Source organism: Pseudomonas sp. JL23 (assembly GCF_056933585.1).
The window spans coordinates 2,476,331-2,498,766 of sequence record NZ_CM167795.1 but is presented as its reverse complement, the minus strand read 5'-3'; the positions used below and the strand labels follow the sequence as shown (position 1 = coordinate 2,498,766).

The 22,436-nt window shown below is 59.5% G+C and carries 23 protein-coding genes; 11 read left to right on the top strand and 12 right to left on the bottom strand.

Annotation, left to right across the window (positions count from 1 at the left end):
• Nucleotides 1-3: 3 nt before the first annotated feature.
• Genes tssL through tssB form a run of 4 tightly spaced genes read right to left on the bottom strand, consistent with a single transcriptional unit; the run spans nucleotide 4 to nucleotide 4,134 of the window.
• Entirely contained in the window at nucleotides 4-687 is a 684-nt protein-coding gene (tssL, locus tag AC1Z24_RS11745; protein WP_483745766.1) for a type VI secretion system protein TssL, short form, read from the bottom strand.
• Complete coding sequence (gene tssK / locus AC1Z24_RS11740; RefSeq protein ID WP_483745765.1) at nucleotides 684-2,039, bottom strand: type VI secretion system baseplate subunit TssK; 1,356 nt, start codon at nucleotides 2,037-2,039, stop codon at nucleotides 684-686. Before tssK ends, tssL begins: the two co-directional genes overlap by 4 nt.
• 22 nt (nucleotides 2,040-2,061) lie before the next feature.
• The gene (tssC, locus tag AC1Z24_RS11735; protein ID WP_483745764.1) at nucleotides 2,062-3,597 is read right to left on the bottom strand and encodes a type VI secretion system contractile sheath large subunit; all 1,536 of its coding nucleotides are present in this window, start codon (nucleotides 3,595-3,597) and stop codon (nucleotides 2,062-2,064) included.
• A gap of 33 nt (nucleotides 3,598-3,630) precedes the next feature.
• Complete coding sequence (gene tssB / locus AC1Z24_RS11730) at nucleotides 3,631-4,134, bottom strand: type VI secretion system contractile sheath small subunit (protein WP_483745763.1); 504 nt, start codon at nucleotides 4,132-4,134, stop codon at nucleotides 3,631-3,633.
• A 401-nt stretch (nucleotides 4,135-4,535) separates the two neighbouring features.
• Between tssB and AC1Z24_RS11725 the strand changes: the two genes are divergently transcribed.
• Entirely contained in the window at nucleotides 4,536-5,072 is a 537-nt protein-coding gene (locus AC1Z24_RS11725; protein ID WP_483745762.1) for a DUF2780 domain-containing protein, read from the top strand.
• A 7-nt stretch (nucleotides 5,073-5,079) separates the two neighbouring features.
• On the opposite strand, the gene AC1Z24_RS11720 is transcribed toward AC1Z24_RS11725, so the two are convergent.
• The 3 genes from AC1Z24_RS11720 to moaB form a co-directional block, all read right to left on the bottom strand.
• Nucleotides 5,080-6,006: a glycosyltransferase family 2 protein gene (locus tag AC1Z24_RS11720; RefSeq protein ID WP_483745761.1), complete on the bottom strand. Its 927-nt coding sequence runs from the start codon at nucleotides 6,004-6,006 to the stop codon at nucleotides 5,080-5,082.
• Between the two features lie 62 nt (nucleotides 6,007-6,068).
• Complete coding sequence (locus AC1Z24_RS11715) at nucleotides 6,069-7,265, bottom strand: molybdopterin molybdotransferase MoeA (protein WP_483745760.1); 1,197 nt, start codon at nucleotides 7,263-7,265, stop codon at nucleotides 6,069-6,071.
• Between the two features lie 6 nt (nucleotides 7,266-7,271).
• Nucleotides 7,272-7,811, bottom strand: a complete 540-nt coding sequence (gene moaB, locus AC1Z24_RS11710) for a molybdenum cofactor biosynthesis protein B (protein WP_259099974.1) — start codon at nucleotides 7,809-7,811, stop codon at nucleotides 7,272-7,274.
• Nucleotides 7,812-7,889: 78 nt separating this feature from the next.
• Here moaB and mobA point away from each other — a divergent pair, with 78 nt between their 5' ends.
• Together mobA and AC1Z24_RS11700 are read left to right on the top strand one after the other, a co-directional pair.
• Nucleotides 7,890-8,483 (top strand): molybdenum cofactor guanylyltransferase MobA, encoded by a 594-nt coding sequence (gene mobA, locus AC1Z24_RS11705; protein WP_483745759.1) that lies wholly within the window; start codon nucleotides 7,890-7,892, stop codon nucleotides 8,481-8,483.
• Between the two features lie 87 nt (nucleotides 8,484-8,570).
• Nucleotides 8,571-8,795: a YgdI/YgdR family lipoprotein gene (locus tag AC1Z24_RS11700; RefSeq protein ID WP_259099978.1), complete on the top strand. Its 225-nt coding sequence runs from the start codon at nucleotides 8,571-8,573 to the stop codon at nucleotides 8,793-8,795.
• Between the two features lie 185 nt (nucleotides 8,796-8,980).
• Here the strand turns inward: AC1Z24_RS11700 and AC1Z24_RS11695 are convergent, their stop codons facing one another.
• The 5 genes from AC1Z24_RS11695 to AC1Z24_RS11675 form a co-directional block, all read right to left on the bottom strand.
• Nucleotides 8,981-9,871, bottom strand: coding sequence for an RluA family pseudouridine synthase (locus tag AC1Z24_RS11695; protein WP_483745758.1), 891 nt, complete (start codon nucleotides 9,869-9,871; stop codon nucleotides 8,981-8,983).
• A gap of 55 nt (nucleotides 9,872-9,926) precedes the next feature.
• Nucleotides 9,927-10,229, bottom strand: coding sequence for a transcriptional regulator (locus AC1Z24_RS11690; protein WP_483745757.1), 303 nt, complete (start codon nucleotides 10,227-10,229; stop codon nucleotides 9,927-9,929).
• Between the two features lie 84 nt (nucleotides 10,230-10,313).
• A complete protein-coding gene (locus tag AC1Z24_RS11685; RefSeq protein WP_483745756.1) occupies nucleotides 10,314-10,553 on the bottom strand; it encodes a glutaredoxin family protein in 240 nt (79 codons plus the stop codon).
• 70 nt (nucleotides 10,554-10,623) lie between these two features.
• Nucleotides 10,624-11,706, bottom strand: coding sequence for an acyltransferase family protein (locus AC1Z24_RS11680; RefSeq protein ID WP_483745755.1), 1,083 nt, complete (start codon nucleotides 11,704-11,706; stop codon nucleotides 10,624-10,626).
• Nucleotides 11,707-11,800: 94 nt separating this feature from the next.
• Nucleotides 11,801-13,009: an ammonium transporter gene (locus tag AC1Z24_RS11675; RefSeq protein WP_483745754.1), complete on the bottom strand. Its 1,209-nt coding sequence runs from the start codon at nucleotides 13,007-13,009 to the stop codon at nucleotides 11,801-11,803.
• A gap of 349 nt (nucleotides 13,010-13,358) precedes the next feature.
• Here AC1Z24_RS11675 and AC1Z24_RS11670 point away from each other — a divergent pair, with 349 nt between their 5' ends.
• The 8 genes from AC1Z24_RS11670 to AC1Z24_RS11635 all read left to right on the top strand — a co-directional run bounded on the left by AC1Z24_RS11670 (nucleotide 13,359) and on the right by AC1Z24_RS11635 (nucleotide 22,376).
• Nucleotides 13,359-13,673 (top strand): ElaB/YgaM/YqjD family protein, encoded by a 315-nt coding sequence (locus AC1Z24_RS11670; protein WP_483745753.1) that lies wholly within the window; start codon nucleotides 13,359-13,361, stop codon nucleotides 13,671-13,673.
• A 5-nt stretch (nucleotides 13,674-13,678) separates the two neighbouring features.
• On the top strand, nucleotides 13,679-14,071 hold the full coding sequence (locus AC1Z24_RS11665) for a phage holin family protein (RefSeq protein ID WP_483745752.1): 393 nt from the start codon (nucleotides 13,679-13,681) through the stop codon (nucleotides 14,069-14,071).
• Entirely contained in the window at nucleotides 14,068-14,409 is a 342-nt protein-coding gene (locus AC1Z24_RS11660; protein ID WP_483745751.1) for a hypothetical protein, read from the top strand. Before AC1Z24_RS11665 ends, AC1Z24_RS11660 begins: the two co-directional genes overlap by 4 nt.
• 137 nt (nucleotides 14,410-14,546) lie before the next feature.
• Entirely contained in the window at nucleotides 14,547-15,710 is a 1,164-nt protein-coding gene (locus tag AC1Z24_RS11655; RefSeq protein WP_483745750.1) for an EAL domain-containing protein, read from the top strand.
• Nucleotides 15,711-15,779: 69 nt separating this feature from the next.
• Nucleotides 15,780-17,111 carry a deoxyguanosinetriphosphate triphosphohydrolase gene (locus AC1Z24_RS11650; RefSeq protein ID WP_483745749.1) on the top strand — a complete coding sequence of 444 codons (1,332 nt, stop codon included), beginning with the start codon at nucleotides 15,780-15,782 and terminating at the stop codon, nucleotides 17,109-17,111.
• 208 nt (nucleotides 17,112-17,319) lie between these two features.
• Nucleotides 17,320-17,730, top strand: a complete 411-nt coding sequence (locus AC1Z24_RS11645; protein WP_483745748.1) for a response regulator — start codon at nucleotides 17,320-17,322, stop codon at nucleotides 17,728-17,730.
• A gap of 381 nt (nucleotides 17,731-18,111) precedes the next feature.
• Nucleotides 18,112-18,738: a response regulator transcription factor gene (locus AC1Z24_RS11640; protein ID WP_259100813.1), complete on the top strand. Its 627-nt coding sequence runs from the start codon at nucleotides 18,112-18,114 to the stop codon at nucleotides 18,736-18,738.
• An 8-nt stretch (nucleotides 18,739-18,746) separates the two neighbouring features.
• Entirely contained in the window at nucleotides 18,747-22,376 is a 3,630-nt protein-coding gene (locus tag AC1Z24_RS11635) for a transporter substrate-binding domain-containing protein (protein ID WP_483745747.1), read from the top strand.
• Nucleotides 22,377-22,436: the final 60 nt, after the last annotated feature.

Here is a 22,436-nt window from a genome sequence, read left to right as displayed (position 1 = left end):
CTCTCATGCCTGACCCGACATGAAGGTGGAGATCACGCCACCCAGGTAACGGTCCAGTGCCCACCAGACACCGCCGAACAACAGCGCTGTCGCAAGCGCGTGAGACAGTGGTGTCTGCAAGCCAGGCAACATGCCGACTCTGCGACCGCCATGCACTTGCGTCCTCAGCCGGTGACCGGGCTGCAATGGCTCGACCTGCTCCTGCAGGGTTGCCAGCAGTTGCTCGCGCTCGGGGTCGTCTGCCTCGCGATAGCGCCCCTGGAAACCGAGCATCAGCATTCGCTGAAATACGGTCAGCACATGCCTGTCAGGTGCCGGCTCGCGCAGCACCTCGCGCATGTCTTCATACAACGACTCGCCGGCCTGGTGACGGCTGAAAAACTGCGCTTGTAGCGGCTCACGCGCCCAGGCCGCATGGATCTCTCCCACACTTTGACGGAGCACGGTTTCATCGAGCAAGGCGCATTGGGCATGACTGATATGGTCAATGCTGCGCTGGCTCAGGCCCGCCGAGACAAGCTGCTCTCGAACGCGCTCAATCTGCTTCACACAGAGTTCACAAAGCTCCTGGCCGATCTGGGCAACGCTGCCCTGTTGCAGCTCCACGACCAGCAGATAGGTGTCTTGCAGAACCGCGTCAATATCGATTGAGGCGGCATTGGGGTTTAGCGATTTGATCTGGCTCATGTGCGTAACACCGCAAACAGTTCAAGTTTGACGTCGGCCAGCGTGCTCGGGATGTAGAACGCACAGACGCCTTCAGCCAGCACCGCCTGCCCCATTGCATGAGTGAGGTCGAGAGCGAAGTACTGGTTCTCCAGCCGCAGCGGAATAGCAGCAGGAACATGGTTGAGCGGCTGCAGCGGGATGCCGTCGAGGGCGGCGTTGACCAGTCGATTGACCTCGTCCGGCGCGCCCGCCTTGCACAGCCGAGGGAACTGGCTTTGCAGTTGCGCAGGCGCCAGCGAGCAACGTACGGACAGGTAGAAGTCAGCGCCGCCAGGCTCGCGCAAACGCGGGTCGTTGAAGTTCACCAGCCAGCGGTTGGCGCCATTCTCCTTCAGCTCCAGGGCGATGACGCGAGACGGCAGGCTGGCCTCGAGCAAGGTGGAAATGGTGCGCATCAAAGGGGGGAAGACACTGTCCGGCTGCTCATGCCGATAGGCCGGAATGGTGTCGATATCGTGCTCCAGCGAGAAGGTCAGCAGCGCACCCGCCAGCTTGATCAGGGCCTGATAGACCTGCTCAGGATGCCGTGCTGGATGGGCCTGGATATCGAGTAGCACCGGTTCGTAAGTATTGAGCGCATTGAGCAGCCAGAACAGCGACACATCCGCTACAGCGAAGTCAGCCATACGCTGATTGCTCTCACGGCGCATACCCATGAGGCGCTGGCGCTTGGCGGACAACTGGGTCAGCAGATTATCCAGTTGCGTCATCAAACCCGGATGAGCAGCGAAGCTGAGCAGCGGTGGCACATAAGTCGCGTCGACACTCCACCCGCCCTGCCCGTCGCGTGCCAAGCGTACTACCGGGCAGGTCACATAGCTGGCGTTGTCGTCGCTGTCCGGGCGCAGGCTCAGGTCATGCTCCAGCACGCCCACCGATTGCTGCTCGTCGCCATACAGGTCCTGCACCTGACGCCAGTCGCGGCGATAGCGGATGGGCCGATCAGGCGCCGCGCCGTCGAACAGGCAGTTGCTACCATTGGCATGTTCCAGGGGTAAGGCCAGGAGCAACGTTGCCGCCTGGACTTCCTCGGGCAGCAACCGAGCCAGGTCCAGAGCAGGCGGAAGCCGGTCCACACTCTCGCTATCGATCAGAGTGCCGTCGGGCAGGCGCACGCGCAGGTGGGTGGCCTTGAGCTTGCCCAGGCGTAAGGCATCCGGATCGAATGCCGACACCTGGACACCCCACGGATGCACGACGGACAAATGGGCGATGCACTCGTTGGTCCAGGCCTCCCAACGCGCCTGTTGCTGGAATTGCTGAGGGGACAGCAGAGCCCCCGCTGCCCATAAGGGACGGTCGATTTTCATGAGGTCGTTTCCTGGGAATGGCTCAGGTTTTTGCCTTGGGCATCTGCGAAACCAACGATAAGTTGACGTCCATACCTTCCACCTGAAAATGCGGCACGGCGTACAGCTTGACGCGGAAGAATCCAGGGTTGTCCTCGATGTCTTCGACGGTCACCTTGGCATCGCGCAGCGGATGAGAAGCCTGCAGATCGTCGCCAGGGTCAGTCATTTCGGTCACCAGCCCGCTGACCCATTTGTTCAGCTCCAGCTCCAGCACGCGGCGGTCCTTGGTGGTGCCGATGTTTTCGCGCTGGATCAGCTTCAGATAATGGGCGATGCGCGAGAGCAGAAAGATGTACGGCAAGCGCGCGTTGATGCGGCTATTGGCGGTGGCATCGGGAGTGTCGTAAAGCGCTGGCTTCTGAGCCGAATTGGCGGAGAAGAAGCAGGCGTAGTCGCGGTTCTTGTAGTACGAAAGCGGAATGAAACCGAGGTTGGCGAATTCGAATTCGCGGGTTTCCGGGATCATCACTTCCGAAGGAATTTTCACCTGATTGCCGGTGCCCAGGTCGTACAAATGAATCGGCAGGTCAGTCACTGCGCCGCCCGATTGCGGCCCACGGATCTGTACGCACCAGCCATTGGCGATAAAGCTTTTCACCATATTCGCGGCAAAGGCGAACGAGGCGTTGGTCCACAGGTACTTGCTGTGATCAGGGCCTTTGACGCTTTCGACATAGTTGAAACTGCGCACCGGAATGGTGTCCGGGCCATACGGCAGGCGCCCCAGCACCCGCGGCATGGTCAGGCCGATGTAGCGCGAGTCGTCGCTGTCGCGAAATGCCTTCCACTTAATGTATTCGGCGCGGTCGAAGTAGTTGCCGATGTCCTTGATGGCGGCCACCTCCTCCATCGACTCCTTGCCAAAGAAAGCTGGGCCCACCGCGCCGATGAATGGCATATGCGCGGCAGCCGAGACCTTAGAGATATTGCGCAACAGCGCGATATCCTGAGGACCACGGCCAAACTCATAGTTGGAGATGGCTGCGGCAATCGGCTCACCGCCCGGCGTATCGTATTCTTGGGTGTAGGTATGCAGGTACAGGCCGCTCTGGGCTATTTCCGGCGCATCGTCGAAGTCCTGTACCAGATGTTCCTTACTGATATCCAGCAACTCGATACGTACATTCTGACGGAAGTCGGTCTGATCAATCAGCGACTTCACGCCACGCCAGGTCGACTCAACCCGCTGAAAGTCCGGGTGATGCATGACCGCATCCAGTTGCCGACTGATCTGTGCATCCAGCGACGCAATATGCCCATCCAGCAGTGCCTTATCCAGACGTTCGACCTTCTGCGACGACTGTTTTAGCAGATCAAGGAATACGCTGACGGCAGCGGTAACTCGCTCGTCAGTGGACACTTCTGACATCGCTTCATCATGCTGAAAAGTGTCGATACCATTCAGTGACGCAACTGGACTCAAGTTGATCTTTTCGAACAGGGCACTGTAGACGCTTTGGTTTTCTTCAGACAAAACTGTAGCGCCACTCGATTGAGCGGATTTACTTACAGACATAGCGGAAACTTCCTACAAATTTAAATGAGAGAGTTAACGATCTTCTTGCGGAGCCAAAGCGGCCAGTTCTTTGCGTAACTCATCACTCAAGGCTTCATCCTTGAGAATGCGTTCAAGCTCCTGGCGAAAAGTTACGTTGTCCAACAAATTGGACTTGAGGTCACGCAGCAGGTTTCGCATGGCCAGGAGCGCGCGCAACTGCGGTATCTGCCGCGCTATCTGTTCAGGCTCGAAATCCTTCATATGCCCGAAGCTCAGCTCCACAGAGGCATCGGAACCATCACCCACCAGTGTGTTTTCCACCGCCAGTTTCAGGCTTGGGGAAAACTCGGACAGCACGCTGTTGAAGTTATTTTTATCAATTGAAATCTTGCTTCTTTCGGACAGCGACCGCTGCTCCTTGCCGTTGCTGTAGTCCCCCATCATCATCAATTTCAGGGGCAGTTCGACCTTTTTCTGTGCACCTCCCGTGTGCAAATCAAGCTTGATATTGATACGTGCCTTGGGCACTTCGTTCTGAAAACTGTTTGAAGCCATAACACCTCCGAATACCCCATCAAAATGGAGCATGATAAAACAGGAAAATATCAGAAACCCGAGAAGTACACTCTAGACTAGCCAATCATTGAGCACTGCCAACCTCGTTACAAAGCACTTCATAGCCAGATATAAAAATCTTACAAAATGTAAGCATCAGCGGCGCTGAGATAGTGAACTATCCGAGTTATATTTTCTATATTCATAGAAACTTTCAGACATGTCTGACGCTAACTTAGAACTTTCCTGCAAGAACACGAGACTTTATCTACAATCAAGTTACTAGCCGATTGATATCAAGCAAACAATCTACGAACATCTCTTTGAGCCAGGCCTTGGGAACATTCTCCGCCGCCCATAAGTCCAATGCCTGCTTTCAATCGGCAAGAGAGATGTCTCCAATGAAGATTTCACAAGGTATTGCCCTGGCAACGCTAATGGCACTGTCGGCAACCCCGGCCTTCGCCTTCAACCTCAACGACGCCGCCAATGCGGTCTCCGGCGCTACCGGCAACAATCAGCAGGCAACTCCGACCGCGGGCTTGATTACTGCCGTGGGCAATAACCTGAATGTCACCCCACAACAGGCCGTTGGCGGCACCGGCGCTTTGCTGGGCCTGGCGAAGAACAAGCTGCCCAGCAGCAACTACAGCGCGCTGAGCAATTCCGTTCCGGGTCTGGATCAACTGACCGGCGCCGGAGCCCTGGGCGGCCTGGGCAATATCAATGGCCTTGGCGGAGTGCTGGGCAATTCGGGTGGTAGCGCGGCAGGTAATATGCAGAGCATGGCCGACGTCAACCAGACCTTCAGCGCCCTAGGGATGGACAGCTCCTTGGTCGGCCAGTTTGTCCCGGTCATCCTGCAATACCTGGGCGGGCAAGGTGTCGGCGGTTCGACGTTGCAAGCCCTGAGTGGCATTTGGGGTGCGGGGAGCTGATTCCTCTCTAAGCGTGGGGACTATCCCAATACCGCTTATACATCCCCAACTTCTTCTTCACCCCCCTGGGCAAGCGCTTTTCCTGCTTGCTCAGCTTGTAGGCCAGCAGCTTCACGGCATTGCGCAGGATCGCCAACGGCCATAGCCACAGGCGTCGCCAGCCGAGAAACCTGAGCTCGGATTTGACGTAGCGCATGCCCTCCCCGCCTACTCCGCCGAAGGTTGCGTAGATCCACGATTCCCGGGACTGGAATACCCCGATGTCGAAGTACCGGGAGAACTCCTCGCGCAGGCTGTAGTTGTGGGAGTGGCGGCAGACGGCCGAGCCTTCGTAGGCGACCTTCCAACCTGCCAGAAGCATGCGAGCGGTGACGTACATGTCTTCGGAAAGGATCACATGGTGGGGAAAGCCGCCAACAGCGACCAGCGCCTCTTGCCGGTAGGCAGCGAAGGAGTTGGACATGAAAGGGGTCTTGATCCCCAGTTGCGGCGCATCGGCCAGGGTCTTGATCTGCGAGACCGGCGGGTAGTTGAACAGCCGCGCATGCTGGGCCAGCAGGTTGGCGTTCTTGTGCGGGAGCTGGCGACCGCAGACGGCACCGACCTTGGGGTCGGCAAAAGGCAGCAGGATATTGGCAATGGCGTCGGGGTCTTCGACGTAGGCGTCCTGGGTCAGATACACATAGACGTCGTAGTCGGGATGGCGGTTGACCATCATCTGCCGGGTACCGCCGTGGTTGAAATCCTTGCTATCGATGCGCGTCACATTGGCGCAACGCGACTGAGCCAGTTCGAAGGTGCCATCAGACGAACTGGAGTCGACGATCAAGGTATCGAAACGGGCGGTTTGCGCCAGCAGGGAATCGAGTAATCGTTCCAGATCCTGACGTCCGTTGTAGGTCGGGATAACACAGGCCACTCTCAAGAACTGCATAACAATACTCCGGGGCGAAAACAGGACACCCAATTTGTCAGCAGTCTTGAGGGTAGTTCAGATCAGCCGAAAACCTCGCTCAAAGGAATGAAGTTGAGCAAGTCGCCCTCGGCAACGGTGCTGCCTTCACGCACTTCGATCAGGCCATCGGCCCAGGCGGCGCTGCGCAACACGCCGGAGCTCTGGTTGCGATAGAACACCGCGCGACCCTCTTCCAGGCGCCCGCGCAGATACTCACGGCGGTTGCCCGGTTTGCTCCAGACAAAACCGGCCGGCACTTTGAATTGCAGCGGCTGCACCTCGCTTACGCCCTGACGGCGCAGCAGATAAGGTCGGGCGAGCAAGGCAAAGGTGACCAGGGTCGAAGCCGGGTTGCCCGGCAAGCCGATCACCGGCACGCCACGGAAATGACCGAAAGTCAGCGGCTTGCCCGGCTTGATCGCCAACTTCCACAGCGCTAGTTCGCCCTCTTCGCGCAAGGCATGACCGAGGAAGTCCGCCTCGCCCACGGACACGCCGCCGGTGGACAGGATCAGATCGACATCGTGCAAGGCGCCCAGGACTGCGCGAGTCTTTTCCAGATCGTCCGGCAGAATCCCGGCATCGATCACTTGGCACTCCAGGCGCTTGAGCCAGCTGCACAGCAATACCCGATTGCTATTGTAGATCTGCCCCGGCCCCAAAGGCTGGCCTGGCTCGACCAGTTCGTCGCCGGTGGACAGCACGGCGACGCGTACGCGCCGCACCACTTTCAGCTCCGCCAATCCCAGGGAAGCGGATAACCCCAGCTCCACCGGACCCAAGCGGGTACCTGCGGCCAAGACCGTGTCGCCGACGCGGGTTTCCTGGCCCTGAGGGCGAATGTTCTGGCCTGGACTCAGGGCTTCGGTGAAACGTACGCGCTGGTCGTCCAGCACCTCGGCGTTTTCCTGCATTTCCACGCAATCTGCACCTTGCGGCACCGGCGCGCCGGTGAAGATACGGGCGCAGGTGCCCGGCTCCAGCGGCTCCGGCGCCTGGCCGGCGAAAATTCGCTGGCTGACCCGCAGAGGCTCGCCGGCCCAGTCAGACAGGCGCAGGGCATAGCCGTCCATGGCGCTGTTCGGCCAGGGCGGCAGGTCGAGGCTGGAGACCATGTCCTCTGCCAGCACCCGGCCCTGAGCCGCAGCCAGAGCCACGCTTTCATGTTCGTGAATCGTTGCAGCTTCGGCCATCTCCATCAGACGGGCGAAGGCTTGCTCAACCGGCAGCAGACTCATCGCGCCTTACCCACGGGTCGCGCAGGGTTCGGCCTGCTTGAGGTGCGGCACGAAGTTGCACGGGCGGAAGCGATTATCCAGTTGCTGCGCAAGAATGCCATCCCAGCCGGTGCGCACCGCATTGGTCGAGCCTGGCAGGCAGCAGACCAGCGTGCCATTGGCCAACCCGGCCAGCGCGCGGGACTGAATGGTCGAGGTGCCGATATCCGGCACGGAAATCTGCCGGAACAGCTCGCCGAAACCATCGACCTGCTTGTCCAACAGGCAGGCCACGGCTTCCGGCGTGCTGTCGCGGCCGGTGAAACCGGTGCCGCCGGTGATCAGTACAACCTGCACTTCGTCATCGGCGATCCAGGTCGCGACCTGGGCGCGGATCTTATACAGGTCGTCCTTGAGCAGCACGCGCTCGATCAGGCTGTGCCCGGCATCACTCAAACGGTCGACAAACATCTGACCGGAGGTATCGGTTTCCCGGGTGCGGGTGTCGCTGACCGTCAATACAGCGATATTCAGGGGTACGAAGGGGGTGTCAGCCTTGGCTTTCATCGGCTCGATCCAGTTGTAGAGGGAACAGGCCGGTGTTATATCACAGCACTCCTTTTCACTGCCTCGATTGAGTCCGCAATGACCACTCCCAGCCCCCTGCCCCCCTGTTCGATCCTGCTGCTGGCTGGCGGCCAGGGCCAGCGCATGGGCGGTCGCGACAAGGGCTTGATCGACTGGCGCGGCGAGCCGTTGATCCAGCATGTGCAGCGACTGGTGCGACCGCTGACTGACGACCTGATCATTTCCTGCAACCGCAATATGGAACACTACGCCGCCTACGCCGATCGTCTGGTGCAGGACAACAACGATGACTTCAACGGTCCGTTTGCCGGGATTCGCGCCGGTCTGCCGTTGGCGCGCCATGGCTATATGCTGGTACTGCCGTGCGATGTGCCGCTGATCGATGCAGCCCTCGTTCAGGGCCTGCGTGAAACCGCTCACGCTCACCCCGGCCAGCCGGTCATGGTGCGCGATGGCGAGCATTGGCAGCCGTTGCTGTGCATCATTCCCACCAGGCACGCCGCTGCCGTGGAAGCCGCCTGGCAGGCGGGTGAACGCAGCCCGCGACGGGTCATGGAGCAACTCGGTGGCATTGCCCTGCAATGCCCGCCGGGCGATCCTCGCCTGGCCAACCTCAACACGCCCGATTTGCTCAATCAGGCGACTCTCTGACACCATCGGCAATACTTCATGGAACTTGCCTTGCACGCAAACGTCTGAAACTTCAGTATTTGCAGAATTTCAACCGGAGACACAGTCATGATCAAACGGAATATTTACGCAGCCACGCTGCTCGCAGTAAGCCTGGCATCCCTGGCGGGCTGCTCTACGCCTACTGTGATCACGCTGAATGATGGCCGTGAAATCCAGGCTGTCGACTCGCCGAAGTACGACGAAAAGTCGGGGTTCTACGAGTTCAAGCAGCTGGACGGCAAAGAAACCCGCGTCAACAAGGATCAAGTCCGTACCGTCAAGGACCTCTGATTGCTTTAAGTTTCAATGTAAAAAAACGCCCCGACTGGTTCGGGGCGTTTTTTTTGTGGGGCACTGGCTACTCAGGGCTTGAGTACTGTGGGAGCGAGGCTTGCCCGCGAAAGCAGCATTTCATGCGAAGAAGATGCGTTGGATGTGCCGACCTCTTCGCGGGCAAGCCTCGCTCCAACTGCCCCTCACCACGCAAGCTTGAGCCCACTCTCGAAAAACCGCTCCTGCCCCGTCACCGGATCGACGAAGCGCAGGCTCTGCGCGAGCAGTTTCAACGGCTGGCTGAAGTCATCCACGGCATCCTTGAGCACGTCCGGATAGAACGGATCGTTCTGAATCCCTGCCCCCAGCGCCGCCATGTGCACGCGCAACTGATGCTTCTTGCCGGTCACCGGATACAGGCCATAACGCCACCAATCGCCATTGCGCTCGCAGACTTCGATGCGCGTCTCGGTATTGCTCGGCCCTGGCCCTTCTTGCATGCGAAAGAACGGCTCACCATCGATCAGACGGCTTTGGTGCAGGCGCGGGAACTCCAGTTCAGGCAAGGCGCGGGCGATGGCTTCGTAGCGCTTGTCGATCTGCCGTGTGGGAAACAGCGCCTGATAAGCCGAGCGAGTGTCCTTGCGTGCGGAAAACAGTACCAACCCGGCGGTGTGCCGATCGATGCGATGCAGCGGCACCAGGTCCGGATTGTCGAAGCGCCGGATCAGACGACGCAGCAAAGTCTGCTCGACGTATTCCCCGGCCGGCGTCACCGGCAGGAAGTGCGGCTTGTCGGCGACCACCAGATGCTCATCGGCATAAATGATCGTTTCCTCGACCGGAATCGGCGTCTCATTGGGCACTTCGCGGAAATAGTGGATGCGCAGGCCCTCGCGATAAGCCAGTTGCACCGTGATCGGCGCACCACCGGCGTCCAGCACCCGACCACGGGCGATGCGGTCCAGCCACTGCTCGCGACTGATGGCGGCAAAGCGCTCGCACAGGCAGTCGAGCACCGTGGCCCAGGGGCCGGGTGGCAGATACAGGGTGCTGGCCTGATGATCGGCAGCGTTGAAAACGGCGGTGGGCATACAGGACTCTCGCAAGCGACAAGCGCGCATTGTCCCCCAAGCGCCCCTCGCCGGGCTATGCCCGCTTGCGCTCGACACAGGCCTTGAGCCAGTGCAACACATCCACCGGCTGCCAGCGCGTGGCGTCATACAAGGCATACAACTGTCCGTGATAGCCCACCACTTCCAGGCGGCGATGAAAGCCGGCGCGCTGAAACAAGGCTTCGACTTCGGCAAAACAGGTATTGAAATGCAGCCGATTGAACGGTGTCAGGGATTCCAGCACCAGACCGTCCAGGCGCAGTTCGAGCACCGCTTCGCAGACCCTGTCGACAGGCATGCGATTGACGCTGGCTTTGAGTTGTTCGACGTTGACCATGGTGTCGCCTCTTTGCAGTTTTCCCATTCGTTCAATAGGGAATCGTCGAGGCTGTCAACATCGGGAAAGCAAATCAGAAAAGGACTACGCCTGAAGAAAGGCCACCACTTGATCGGCATTGAACGGCCAGTCCAGCTCGGCACCGGTATCGACCCGCCGCAGCACCGGAATGCGCAAACTGTAGATTTCGAACAACGCCTCGCTTTCGCTGATATCCATCAGCTCCACGAGCAGGCCATGCTCGACCAGCGGTAACAATTCGGCTTCGGCAATTTCACACAGATGGCAGCCCAGGGTGCCAAACAACTGGCATTCAGGTGGCATGCAATGACCCTCCAGCTGGGGAATGGGCAGTCATTCTAGGACCGCTTGGCAAGCCTCGTCGAGGGGCGGCTCAGGTCGTCAGTCGTTCTCTTGACTTGAAGTGGCGTTTGCACAAACGCGTGGCGCGCTCCAGCACCGGCTTTTCAAAACAGTGGTAGCCGACCCAGCCGTAGCAGAGCACTGCAATGAACATAAGGGCGAGAAAACCCAGGTTGTCCAAAGGGTTTTCGGGCCAGGCCCCCAGCCATTGCCAGATGCGCCCTATCACCCCCAGTACCAGCAAGTGCGACAGATAGAGGGTGTAGGACATGTCGCCGACTACAACCCAAAACTTCGGCATGCTCAGTAGTGCGCGTCGTTCCAGCAGGGCCAGGCTGAATACCAGACTGCCAAACACCGTGCCTACCAACAGCATGCGCACCGTCCCTTCACTGTCAAACAGGCGCAGCCAGCCAATCAAGGCAATGCCCGGCACGACCAGCAACATCAGTATGCCCAGCACCATAGCGGTGGGAATCCGCGCACTGTGACGGCTATAGAACAACAGGGCCAGGGCCGCCCCGACAATGAATTCCAAGGCATAGGGATGCAGCATGATCTGCAACGCCGGGGCATAGTCGTGCCAATCCCAACCGCCATTGAACAGCAGCAGAATCAGTGCCCAGGATGCAAGCAGCAACGGTAGCCAGCGTTCACGCAGACACATCAATAAGGTGAACACCAGGTAGAACCACAGCTCGAACACCAGGGACCAGGCGACCATCACCAGCAGCACTTTGTCACTGGGCAGCAGCAGGAACGACATCAGCAGGTTGGAAGAGCCGTGACTGCTGTTGACCATGCCCGGTTGCAGCAGATAGACCGCCAGGGTCAGGAAGAAATACAGCCAGTAGGTGGGATAAATGCGCGACAGGCGATTGAACAGGAAGCGTTGGGACTGCACGGCATCCTGGAAACGCCCGCGACTGACGATCACCATGACGAAGCCGCTGATGATGAAAAACAGGTCCACGCCCAGCTGGAAAAAATCCAGGAAGGATGGCAACAGAATGTCGCCGCCGGAGTACTTGGCTTCGACCGACATCATGTGAAACAGCACAACGCCCAGAACCGCCACGCCCCTCAGGCCCTGCAGGGAAAACAGTCGCTCCATGCTCCTCTCCGTGCCCTGACCGGCCGCCCGCGACGGTGACCGGTACTACCAGACTGCGAACTGGAGCATAGGCGATGACCTGAAACAGCGCGTATTAATCAGCGCTGACCGCGCCGATCTTGTGAATCGACAGGTCCGCGCCGTAATACTCCTGCTCCTGGCTCAAACGCAGACCCAGAGTGCACTTGATCGCGCCATACACGGCAAACCCGCCGAGCAGCGCCACCAGCACACCCAGGCCGGTGCCGATCAACTGGCTGACCAGACTCACGCCGCCCAGCCCGCCCAATGCGCTCTGGCCGAAAATACCGCAGGCGATGCCGCCCCAAACGCCGCACAGACCATGCAACGGCCAGACACCCAATACATCGTCGATCTTCCAGCGCACCTGGGCCGCCGTGAAGCACCAGACAAACAGCGCACCGGCGATCACCCCGGTCGCCAGGGCGCCAATGGGGTGCATCAGGTCCGAACCCGCACACACCGCCACAAGCCCGGCCAACGGGCCGTTATGCAAGAAGCCGGGGTCATTGCGTCCCACTATCAGCGCCGCCACAGTGCCGCCGACCATGGCCAATAGTGAGTTGACCGCCACCAGGCCACTGAGGCCTTGCAGGCTCTGCGCACTCATGACGTTGAAGCCGAACCAGCCGACAATCAGAATCCACGAGCCTAGAGCCAGGAACGGAATACTCGACGGCGGATAAGCGACCAGCCGCCCTTCCCGATACCGGCCATGACGCGGCCCCAGCAGTAATACCGCCGCCAGCGCCAGCCAGCCGCCCATGGCATGTACCACCACAGACCCGGCGAAATCATGGAAACTGGCGCCGAACGCCTGCAACAGCCAGGCTTGCAGGCCCAGGTTGCCGTTCCACACGACGCCTTCGAAGAATGGATAGACAAACGCCACGATCAGCACGGTGGCGCATAATTGCGGCGCAAAACGTGCACGCTCAGCGATACCGCCGGAAATGATCGCCGGAATCGCCGCAGCGAAGGTCAGCAGGAAGAAGAATTTCACCAGGGCATAACCATGGTCGGCGCTGATCACGGCTGCGGGCTGGATGAAGTTCACGCCATAGGCAATCCAGTAGCCTATAAAGAAGTAGGCCAGCGTCGACACGGCAAAATCACTGAGGATCTTGGACAAGGCATTGACCTGGTTTTTCTGCCGGACCGTACCGACTTCCAGGAATGCAAATCCGGCATGCATGGCCAGTACCATGACCGCGCCGAGCAAAAGGAACAGGGTATTGGAGCTGTGGACCAGGGTGTCCACAGCGCTTTGTACATTTTCCATCGAGGGGGCAGACCTGCAAGTGAAGGAGAAGCACCAAAGCGGAACATTGAACCTGTCTGCGCACCGATTTGGCGCCACCGCCTGATTGAGGCAGAAGTGGCCCGCGACCCTATTTGGCGCAGCAGAGCGTTATTCGCTTGGTTTTTTTCTCGAATGTTATGGTTTTGAAGTAAGGTTTCGGTTTTTAAGCCGCCACCCGCGCCCTTGATTGGCGCGACCGCCTCCCTGGCGCACCAACAGGAAGCAAAAGCTGTACCAGTCGGCAATGCGGGCTTGCGGCACATGCCGACTGAACCTTCGCCAACCTGCTGTACTCGAAACATCCATACGCCAACGAACGGAGACTCACATGGCACGCGTTAACGCTCAAACCGCACAAGAAATCCTCATGGCTGACTTCCAGACCCTGGTAGCCGATGCAGAAAAACTGCTCGCCCATACCGCGACCCTCGCCGGAGACCAGGCTGATGAACTGCGCAACCAGATCAATGAAAGCCTGCAACAGGCCCGCGAGACCCTCAAATTAACCGAGGAGTCACTGCGTGAGCGCGGCAATGCCGCGATGACCGCCACCGAGGACTACGTGCAGAGCAATCCCTGGCAGTCGGTGGGTATCGCCGCCGGGGTCGGGTTTCTACTCGGCCTGTTGGCCACTCGGCGCTGATCCTGATGAGCCAGGAAAACGAGTCCGCCCCATTCGCCGAGCAATCGGGCTCTTCGATACGCCGCCTGGGTGCTGCCTTTCTCGGCCTGCTGCACAACCATGTGGAGCTGTTCGGCATCGAATTGCAGGAACAGAAGGCGCGTACCCTGAGCGTGCTGCTGTTCGCCGGGCTGGCGTTGGTCTTCGCCTTGCTGCTGCTGGTCGGCCTGTCGGCGCTGGTACTGGTTGTACTGTGGGACACCTATCGGCTGGCGGCGGTCATCGGTCTGTGCGTGTTCTACCTGTTGGCCGCATTGTTCTGCGGCTTGCGCCTTAAATCGGCGATTTTCGATGAATCCTCGCCCTTCGAGTCGACTCTTGAAGAACTGGCCAATGACCGGGAGCGACTGCTGCCATGAGCCTGCCCGAATTGCCCAAAGGTAACTCCCGCCGCGAACTGCGCAAAGCGTTGATTCGCTTGCGCATGGAAATGCACCGCCAGGAATTGCGTCACGAATCCAGCCAGTTGCTCAATCCTCTTCGTCGGGCCCGCCACATGGCCCATGATCTGCCAGGTAGCCTGGGCATCAAGCACGCACCGCTGTGGGGAGTGGCCGCCGTGACCCTGCTGGGCTTTCTCAGCGGAAAACGCGCCAAAGGACCGGGTAACGGTAACTTTTCCCGCTTCGTCAAGCTATCGGCCAGCCTGATTCCCCTGCTCAAACTGGCTTTGCAGAGCAATTCTCGCAAACAATAGTGGCACTTTGGCCGCATTCTTGCAGTTGGCTACATTCTTGCTACAAGCCCTCCTTGCCCGCGCAGGCCAGACTTGCGCGGGCAACGTTGCGATACAACCGTAACGCCTTGATTTTTTTAACTATAAAAGGAGGCTCCGTGATCGATGGGCAACCGCTAGCCTGCTTTCAGCCGTTCATCGACACCGCGACGGGACGTATAGCGGGTATTGAAGCGCTAGGACGCCTGCGCCAGGAAGATGGCCAGTTGCGCTCGGTCGGCCCGCTGTTCGCCGATCCCAAGACGCCCGCCGTGGCCCTGCGCAAGCTGGACCGGATAGTGCGCGACGACGCCTTGAGCCGTCTGCATGAAGTGCCGGATGACTGGTTCCTGAGCCTGAACATGTCACCGCGCTGGATCAATCGCCTGCGCCCCGGTCAAGCCTTGCCCAGCCTCAAGCAACTGCAACGTCATGGCGTAGCACCTTCGCGCATCGTCTTTGAGATCACCGAACTGGGCGGCGACAGCCAGCGTCTGGCCGATGTCGTGGCGCGCTACCGAGAAGCCGGTGCGCGCATTGCCATCGATGATTTCGGCGCGGGGTATTCGCAACTGGATCGCGTGCTGTCGTTGCAGCCGGACATCCTCAAGCTCGACATGCGTCTGTTCCAGGCGGCAGCCAGGGGCGGCCCCAGCAGCGATGTGGTCAAGGCCCTGGCGCAAATGGCCGAGAAAACCGGCTGCTGGATCATCGCCGAAGGCGTCGAGACCGAGGCCGAGCTGGACTTTGCCCTGGAATGTGGCTCGCGCTATGTACAGGGCTTCCTGTTCGCCCAGGGTGAACTGGAGTTTCGCGCCGCCGATGCCTTCGTCAGCCAGTTCGCCGAGCTGCGCGACCGCTACGTACTCGGCAAGGTAGCCGAAAGGGCTCGTTTGATGAATCTGCGCCTGCGACTTGGCACTCTGATGGGCGTGTTGCAACAATGGGCCGAAGGCCAGGCCCCCATCAGCGCGCTGCCGGCTTTGCACGACTATCCCTGGCTGCTGCGTTTCTATCAGTGCGACCGTCACGGCACGCAACTGACGCCCAACCTGGAATGGCGTGATGGCACCTGGCAGGCCGATACCCGCTACGTTGGCCATAACTGGTCGTGGCGCCCGTATTTCTATCATCTGCTGGCCGAAGGCTGGGACGAGCGGCGCCTGACCCTGTCCAACACCTACCGCGATGCCACCAGCAACCAGTATTGCCTGACGGCGGGCCAGTTCTTCGACAATGGCCAGCGCCTGTTACTGATTGATATAGACGCTGCGGGAATGTAGGGCGGCGCCCCTTGCAGCGGGCGGGGCAAACCCTGAAGCTAGGGACCTCACCTCGATGGAGTGCACGCCTTGGATTGGCAAACCCTGCTTAACCGCGAACGACTCGGCAAAACCCTGCACAGCCCCGAGGAACTGGGGCGCAGTCCTTTCCATAAAGACCATGACCGGATCATCTTCTCCGGCGCCTTCCGCCGTCTGGGGCGCAAGACCCAGGTTCATCCGGTATCGAGCAACGATCATATCCATACTCGCCTGACCCACTCCCTGGAAGTCAGCTGCGTCGGCCGCTCCCTTGGCATGCGTGTCGGCGAGACCCTGCGCAGCGCTCTGCCCGAATGGTGCGAGCCCAGCGACCTGGGCATGGTCGTGCAATCGGCCTGTCTGGCCCACGACATCGGTAACCCGCCCTTCGGCCACTCCGGTGAAGACGCCATCCGCAACTGGTTCAACCAGGCCGCCGGACGCGGCTGGCTGGATGCCATGAGCGATACCGAACGCAAGGATTTCCTAAATTTCGAAGGCAACGCTCAGGGCTTTCGGGTCCTGACCCAACTGGAATATCACCAGTTCGACGGTGGCACCCGGCTGACCTACGCCACCCTCGGCACTTACCTGAAATACCCTTGGACGGCCAGTCACGCTGATTCCTTGGGCTACAAGAAGCACAAGTTCGGTTGCTATCAGAGCGAGCTGCCGATCCTCGAACAGATCGCCCACAAGCTCGGTATCCCGCAACTGGAAGACCAGCGCTGGGCGCGGCATCCATTGGTCTACCTGATGGAGGCCGCCGACGATATCTGCTACGCCCTGATCGACCTGGAAGATGGCCTGGAAATGGAGCTGCTCGACTACGCCGAAGTCGAAGCCCTGCTGTTGGGGCTGGTAGGCGATGACCTGCCCGACACCTACCGTCAGCTCGGCCCCAACGACTCCCGGCGCCGCAAGCTGGCGATCCTGCGCGGCAAAGCCATCGAGCACCTGACCAACGCCGCTGCCCGGGCCTTTGTCGAGCAACAGGATGCCCTGCTGGCCGGAACCCTCAGCGGCGACCTGGTCGAGCACATGCACGGCCCGGCCAAGCGCTGCGTGCTCAGCGCCAAGGACATGGCACGCAAGAAGATCTTCCAGGACAAACGCAAAACCCTTCATGAGATAGGCGCCTACACCACCCTGGAGATCCTCCTCAACGCCTTTTGCGGCGCGGCGCTGGAGCAGTTCGGCGGGCGCACGCCATCGTTCAAGCACCGGCGCATCCTCGACCTGTTGGGCAACAGTGCACCGAGCCCGGACTGGTCACTGCATGCCTCATTCCTGCGCATGATCGATTTCATCGCCGGAATGACTGACAGTTACGCCAGCGAAATGGCCCGGGAAATGACCGGGCGCTCAGGCCCCATGTAAGAACCTGACCGGGCGGATGGCGTGCTCCATCTGTCCGACTCCTACCCTGGAGCTGCCTGCCCCTTCCCTCAGCTTCAGAAATTTCCTACACACCAAAAAGAAACGTCTGATCGCCGCTCTGTGACATCTGTCGAATAATCCCGCCCCTGCAAATTCGCGCACCATTGGCTTGCTGCCTGCAGCGCAAGCACCTCGCCGGAACGTCCCGATGTTTAAAAACAACCTGCGCATCCTGTTGGTGGAGGACCACCCTTTCCAGCTGATTGCCACACAAATACTGCTGAACAACCAGGGCTACTTTCTCCTGACGCCCGCCCTGACAGCCCGGGAAGCCCTGCAGGAAATGGAGCGAGCGGCACGCCCCTACGATCTTTTGTTATGTGACCAATGCCTGCCGGACCTTATGGGGCTGACCCTGATCGAACAGGCCCACCGACGCAGCCTGATGCGCAACGCCATCCTGCTCAGCGGCCTGGCCGATCCGCAGCTCGACGACCTGCGCAGGCAGGCCATGGAACTGGGCCTGCCGCTCCTGGGCTGCCTGAGCAAGCCCTTGCATGGTCCCGACCTCAGCGAACTTATCGCCCACCTGAATACAGCGCCAGACGTAACAACCTGATCCCCCTCGCCGCCACTTCCCCGCTCGTCAGGTTGACTCCCGCCAGAGGTCGATCAACCTGCCCCCGGCCACCCCGTCTTCCAGACTTCCCGGTTAATTCGTCGACCTATAACCTTTTATTGCAGAAGCTTGCGACATAAATGAGAGCATCTATATCCAAATGTAATAAACAGTGTGCAACCGAATAGCCAAAATCTCGCGAAAAAGCCGACCATATTTATAAACATTTACAACGTGATCCGGCCTTTTGCGTATTCCAATTCGCTATTTCTTGTAGGAACTTTCCTATAAGGGCTTCTTGGGGCAGTCCATTAATGTGCCTGCCCGAATATCTGAGCTAAGGTGCGCGCTTTCTTCTTCGTTGTTTGTATGGACTTAGCTATGAACTCAGTTTTTATCATCGATGACCACCCCGTTATTCGTCTTGCCGTACGCATGCTTCTGGAAAACGAAAACTATGAAGTGGTAGGCGAAACTGACAATGGCGTCGACGCCATGCAAATGGTCAGGGAATGCATGCCCGACCTGATCATTCTCGACATCAGCATTCCCAAGCTCGACGGACTGGAAGTACTGGCCCGCTTCAATGCCATGGGTCTGCCATCAAAAATTCTGGTACTGACGGCACAGACCCCCGCTCTGTTCGCCATTCGCTGCATGCAATCAGGGGCGGCGGGTTATGTGTGCAAACAGGAAGATCTCAGTGAATTGCTCAGTTCGGTAAAAGCTGTATTATCCGGCTACAATTACTTCCCAAGCCAGGCACTGGCTCCGGTCTACCGTGCAGACGGCCAGCCGAGCGAAGTCGAACTTTTCAAACTGGTCAATGATCGCGAATTGATGGTATTGCAGTTATTCGCCCAAGGACGGAGCAACAAGGAAATTGCCAAAGGCATGTTCCTCAGCAATAAAACCGTCAGCACATACAAGACTCGACTCATGCAAAAGCTCAGAACGAAAACCTTGGTAGAACTTATCGAGATGGCAAAACGCAACGCGCTAGTGTGAGAAACCGGATGCCCACGCGCCTTAAACACTGTTTGATTGTTGCTGTAAGCATTTGCCTGGGCGCAGGCTTGTCGGCAGGGCTGAGAGCGGCTGAACACTACACCCTGCTCAGTCGCTCCAGCCCTGCCCACATGAACGTAAAACTGGACGATGCCCAATGGGAGTGGGTCCGCAATAAAGGCGAACTGATCCTGGGCACATCCGCCCCCGACTATCCGCCTTTCGACCTGACCATTTCCGGCCAGGACTACGAGGGATTCACCGCCGATTACGCCGGCATCATCTCCAGCGCCCTGCACCTGTCGATCAAGGTCCGCCGCTTCGAATCCCGTGAAGCCGCCATCGCCGCCCTCGCAGCCGGGCAAATTGACCTGCTGGGCAGCGCCAATGGCTACGAGGCGGTGGAACGCGATCTGCGACTGTCCACGCCCTATGCGGTTGATCAGCCGGTGCTGGTCAGCCGCATCGGCGAAACCCGCCCCCTGAACCAAGGGCTGGCGAACATGCGCCTGAGCATGGTCTATCACTACCTGCCGCTGAACGAAATAGAGGCGCTGTATCCAAAGGCGCGACTGATGAGCTATCCCTCATTCCAGAGTGCTATCAATGCTGTCGCCTTCAATCAGGCCGACGTCTTTCTCGGCGATACCATCTCGACCCAGTACCTGATCAACAAGGGCTATCTGAACAACGTGCAGATGGCCAACTTCGGCAAGCACGAACCCACCGGCTTCAGCTTCGCCGTGCGCAATAACGACACCGCCCTGCTGGAGATCATCAACCAGACCCTCAAAGCCATCCCCCTGGACGAACGGGTTGAGATTTCCAAACGCTGGGGCGCTGGCAGCGACCTGATGCTGACGGACCAAAGGTTGCAGCTGACCCCGCGTGAAGAACGCTGGATCGCCCAGAACCCCGTGGTGCGGGTGGTGTTCAACGAGGCCTATGCACCGCTGACCTTCTTCGACGCCAGCGGCAACTTTCGCGGCATCACCGCAGACCTCCTGGAACTGGTGCGGCTGCGCACGGGACTGCGCTTCGAGTTCAACCGCTCCCCCAGTATGACCGACATGCTCAATCAGGTCGGCCAGGGCCAGGCCGACCTGATCGGAGCAATGATTCCCAGCGAAGAACGACAGCAGCGCTTCAATTTCAGCCGTCCCTACATCGACAACTCGTTTGTACTGGTCACTCGCCACTGGCCCGCCAACCCTCAGCATCTGGAGCAACTGGCAGGTAAGCGGGTCGCCATTTCCCAGGACAGCCCCTTGGAGCCTTACCTGCGGCAAGCCTATCCCGAAGTCACCCTCGTCGAAGCCGACAACCCGTTTCAGGTCCTGGACATGCTTAGCCAGGGCCGGGTCGAAGGCGCCATCACCTCGCTGCTCAGCGCCAACTATTTTGTGTCCTCGGGGATCTTCAACAAGCGCCTGCAAATGACCGCAACGGTAGGCGAAGAACCGGCCCTCATCTCCATGGCCACATCACGCAACGCCACTGAGCTGACAGCCATCATCGACAAGGCCTTGTCCAGCGTCACCCCCCAGGAGCTGGCCGTAATCAACAATCGCTGGCGCTCCTATACCCCGGCCAGCGGCATGTGGCACGACTACCAGCGCCTGATCTACCAGATCCTCATCGGCGCCAGCCTGCTGCTGCTCGGCTCCCTGGCCTGGAACGCCTACATGCGTCGCCAGATCAAGAAACGCGAGGCCGCCGAGCGGGCGCTCAATGACCAGGTCGAATTCATGAGCGCACTGGTCAACGGCACACCGCATCCGATCTACGTGCGCGACCATCAAGGTCTGTTGCGCATGTGCAACGACAGCTATCTGGAGGCGTTCTCGGCGCGACGTGAGGACGTGATCGGCAAAAGCGTCACCGAAGGCATCCTCAGCAACAGCGTCGAGGCCCGGGAGTTCGCCGCCGATTACCAACACGTAATGTCCAGCAACAGCCCGATGATTCTCGACCGCACCCTGCATATCGCCAACCGCAGGCTGACCATCTATCACTGGATCCTGCCGTTCCGCGACTCCCTGGGCGAGGTCAAGGGCATCATCGGAGGCTGGCTGGACATCAGCGAGCGACGTCGCCTGCTGGAAGATCTGCGCGCCGCCAAAGACCAGGCCGACGATGCCAATCGGGCGAAAAGCACCTTCCTGGCAACCATGAGCCATGAAATCCGCACCCCGATGAATGCCGTGATCGGCATGCTCGAACTGGCCCTCAAACGCGCCGACCAAGGTCATCTGGACCGCCCGGCGATCGAGGTGGCCTACAGTTCGGCCAAGGATCTGCTGGAACTGATCGGCGACATTCTCGACATCGCCCGCATCGAATCGGGACGACTGGCCCTGAGCCCCGAGCGAGCCAACCTGCATCAATTGGTGGAGTCGGTGGTACGGGTGTTCGAAGGCTTGGCGCGGCAAAAAAATCTGAGCCTGCAACTGGACCTCGACAACCGAATCAACGTCGACGTACTGATCGATCCACTACGTTTCAAGCAGATCCTGTCCAACCTGATCAGCAACGCCATCAAGTTCACCGAACGCGGTCATGTGCGAGTCAGTCTGCAGACCGACGCAGCACCGAATCCGCAGCAACTGCACCTGCGTGTGTTGATCCAGGACAGCGGCATCGGTATCGGTACCGTCGATCAGCAGCGCCTGTTCGAACCTTTTGCCCAGGCCGACAACAGCGGCCAACTGGCCCGAACCGGCGCCGGGCTGGGCCTGGTGATCTGCCGCAGCCTGTGCGAAATGATGGGCGGCACTCTGAGCCTGAGCAGCGAACAGGGTGTGGGTACCCAGGTGTCCATGACCCTCGACCTGACGACCCTGGAACCTCTCGACCCTGCGCACCTGCAGCGCGATCCTCCGGCACATTCCAGCCCGCGCCTGAGCATCCTTGTAGTGGACGACCATCCGGCCAATCGCCTGCTGCTATGTCAGCAACTGGAGTTTCTCGGCCATCATTGCGAAGCCGCGCAAAACGGCGCCATGGCCCTGCAGAGCTGGCTGGAAAAGGCCTTCGACGTGGTCATTGCCGACTGCAACATGCCGGTCATGAACGGCTATGACCTGACGCGGGCGATCCGTCGTCACGAGCAGGAACAGCATATGCCCCGCAGCGCGGTGCTGGGTTTTACCGCCAACGCCCAATCAGAGGAGAAGCAGCGCTGCCTGGATGCGGGCATGGACGATTGCCTGTTCAAACCCATCAGCCTGACGTCCCTGAGCGAGCGCCTGAGTGGTATTGCCCCGCAACAGACTGCCCCGCCATCCCCCGGTTATAGCCTGGACAGCGTGCGCAACCTGACCGGCGACCGCCCGGAGCTGATCCAGCGCCTGCTGGCGCAATTGATCAGCAGCAATCGGGAGGATAGGGAGGCACTGGCGGAACTGATCGTCAGCGATGATCGCGGTGGGCTGCGGGAAATCGCCCACAAGATTCGCGGCGCCGCACGTATCATCCGCGCCAGCGCGGTCATCGAAGCCTGTGAAGCGCTGGAGCAAGCCTGCAACGACCACGCCTCGATCAGCGAGCTCAAAGCCTGCCAGCAAGCGGTAGAGCGAGCCTTGGTCGAGCTGGAACAGGCATTGCAACTCCAACAGGCAGACGCTCATCAACCTTAATGGCAGCCGAGCAGACGCTGCCCCGACTTAACTGGTAGACTGCGCCCCGAAATTACTTAA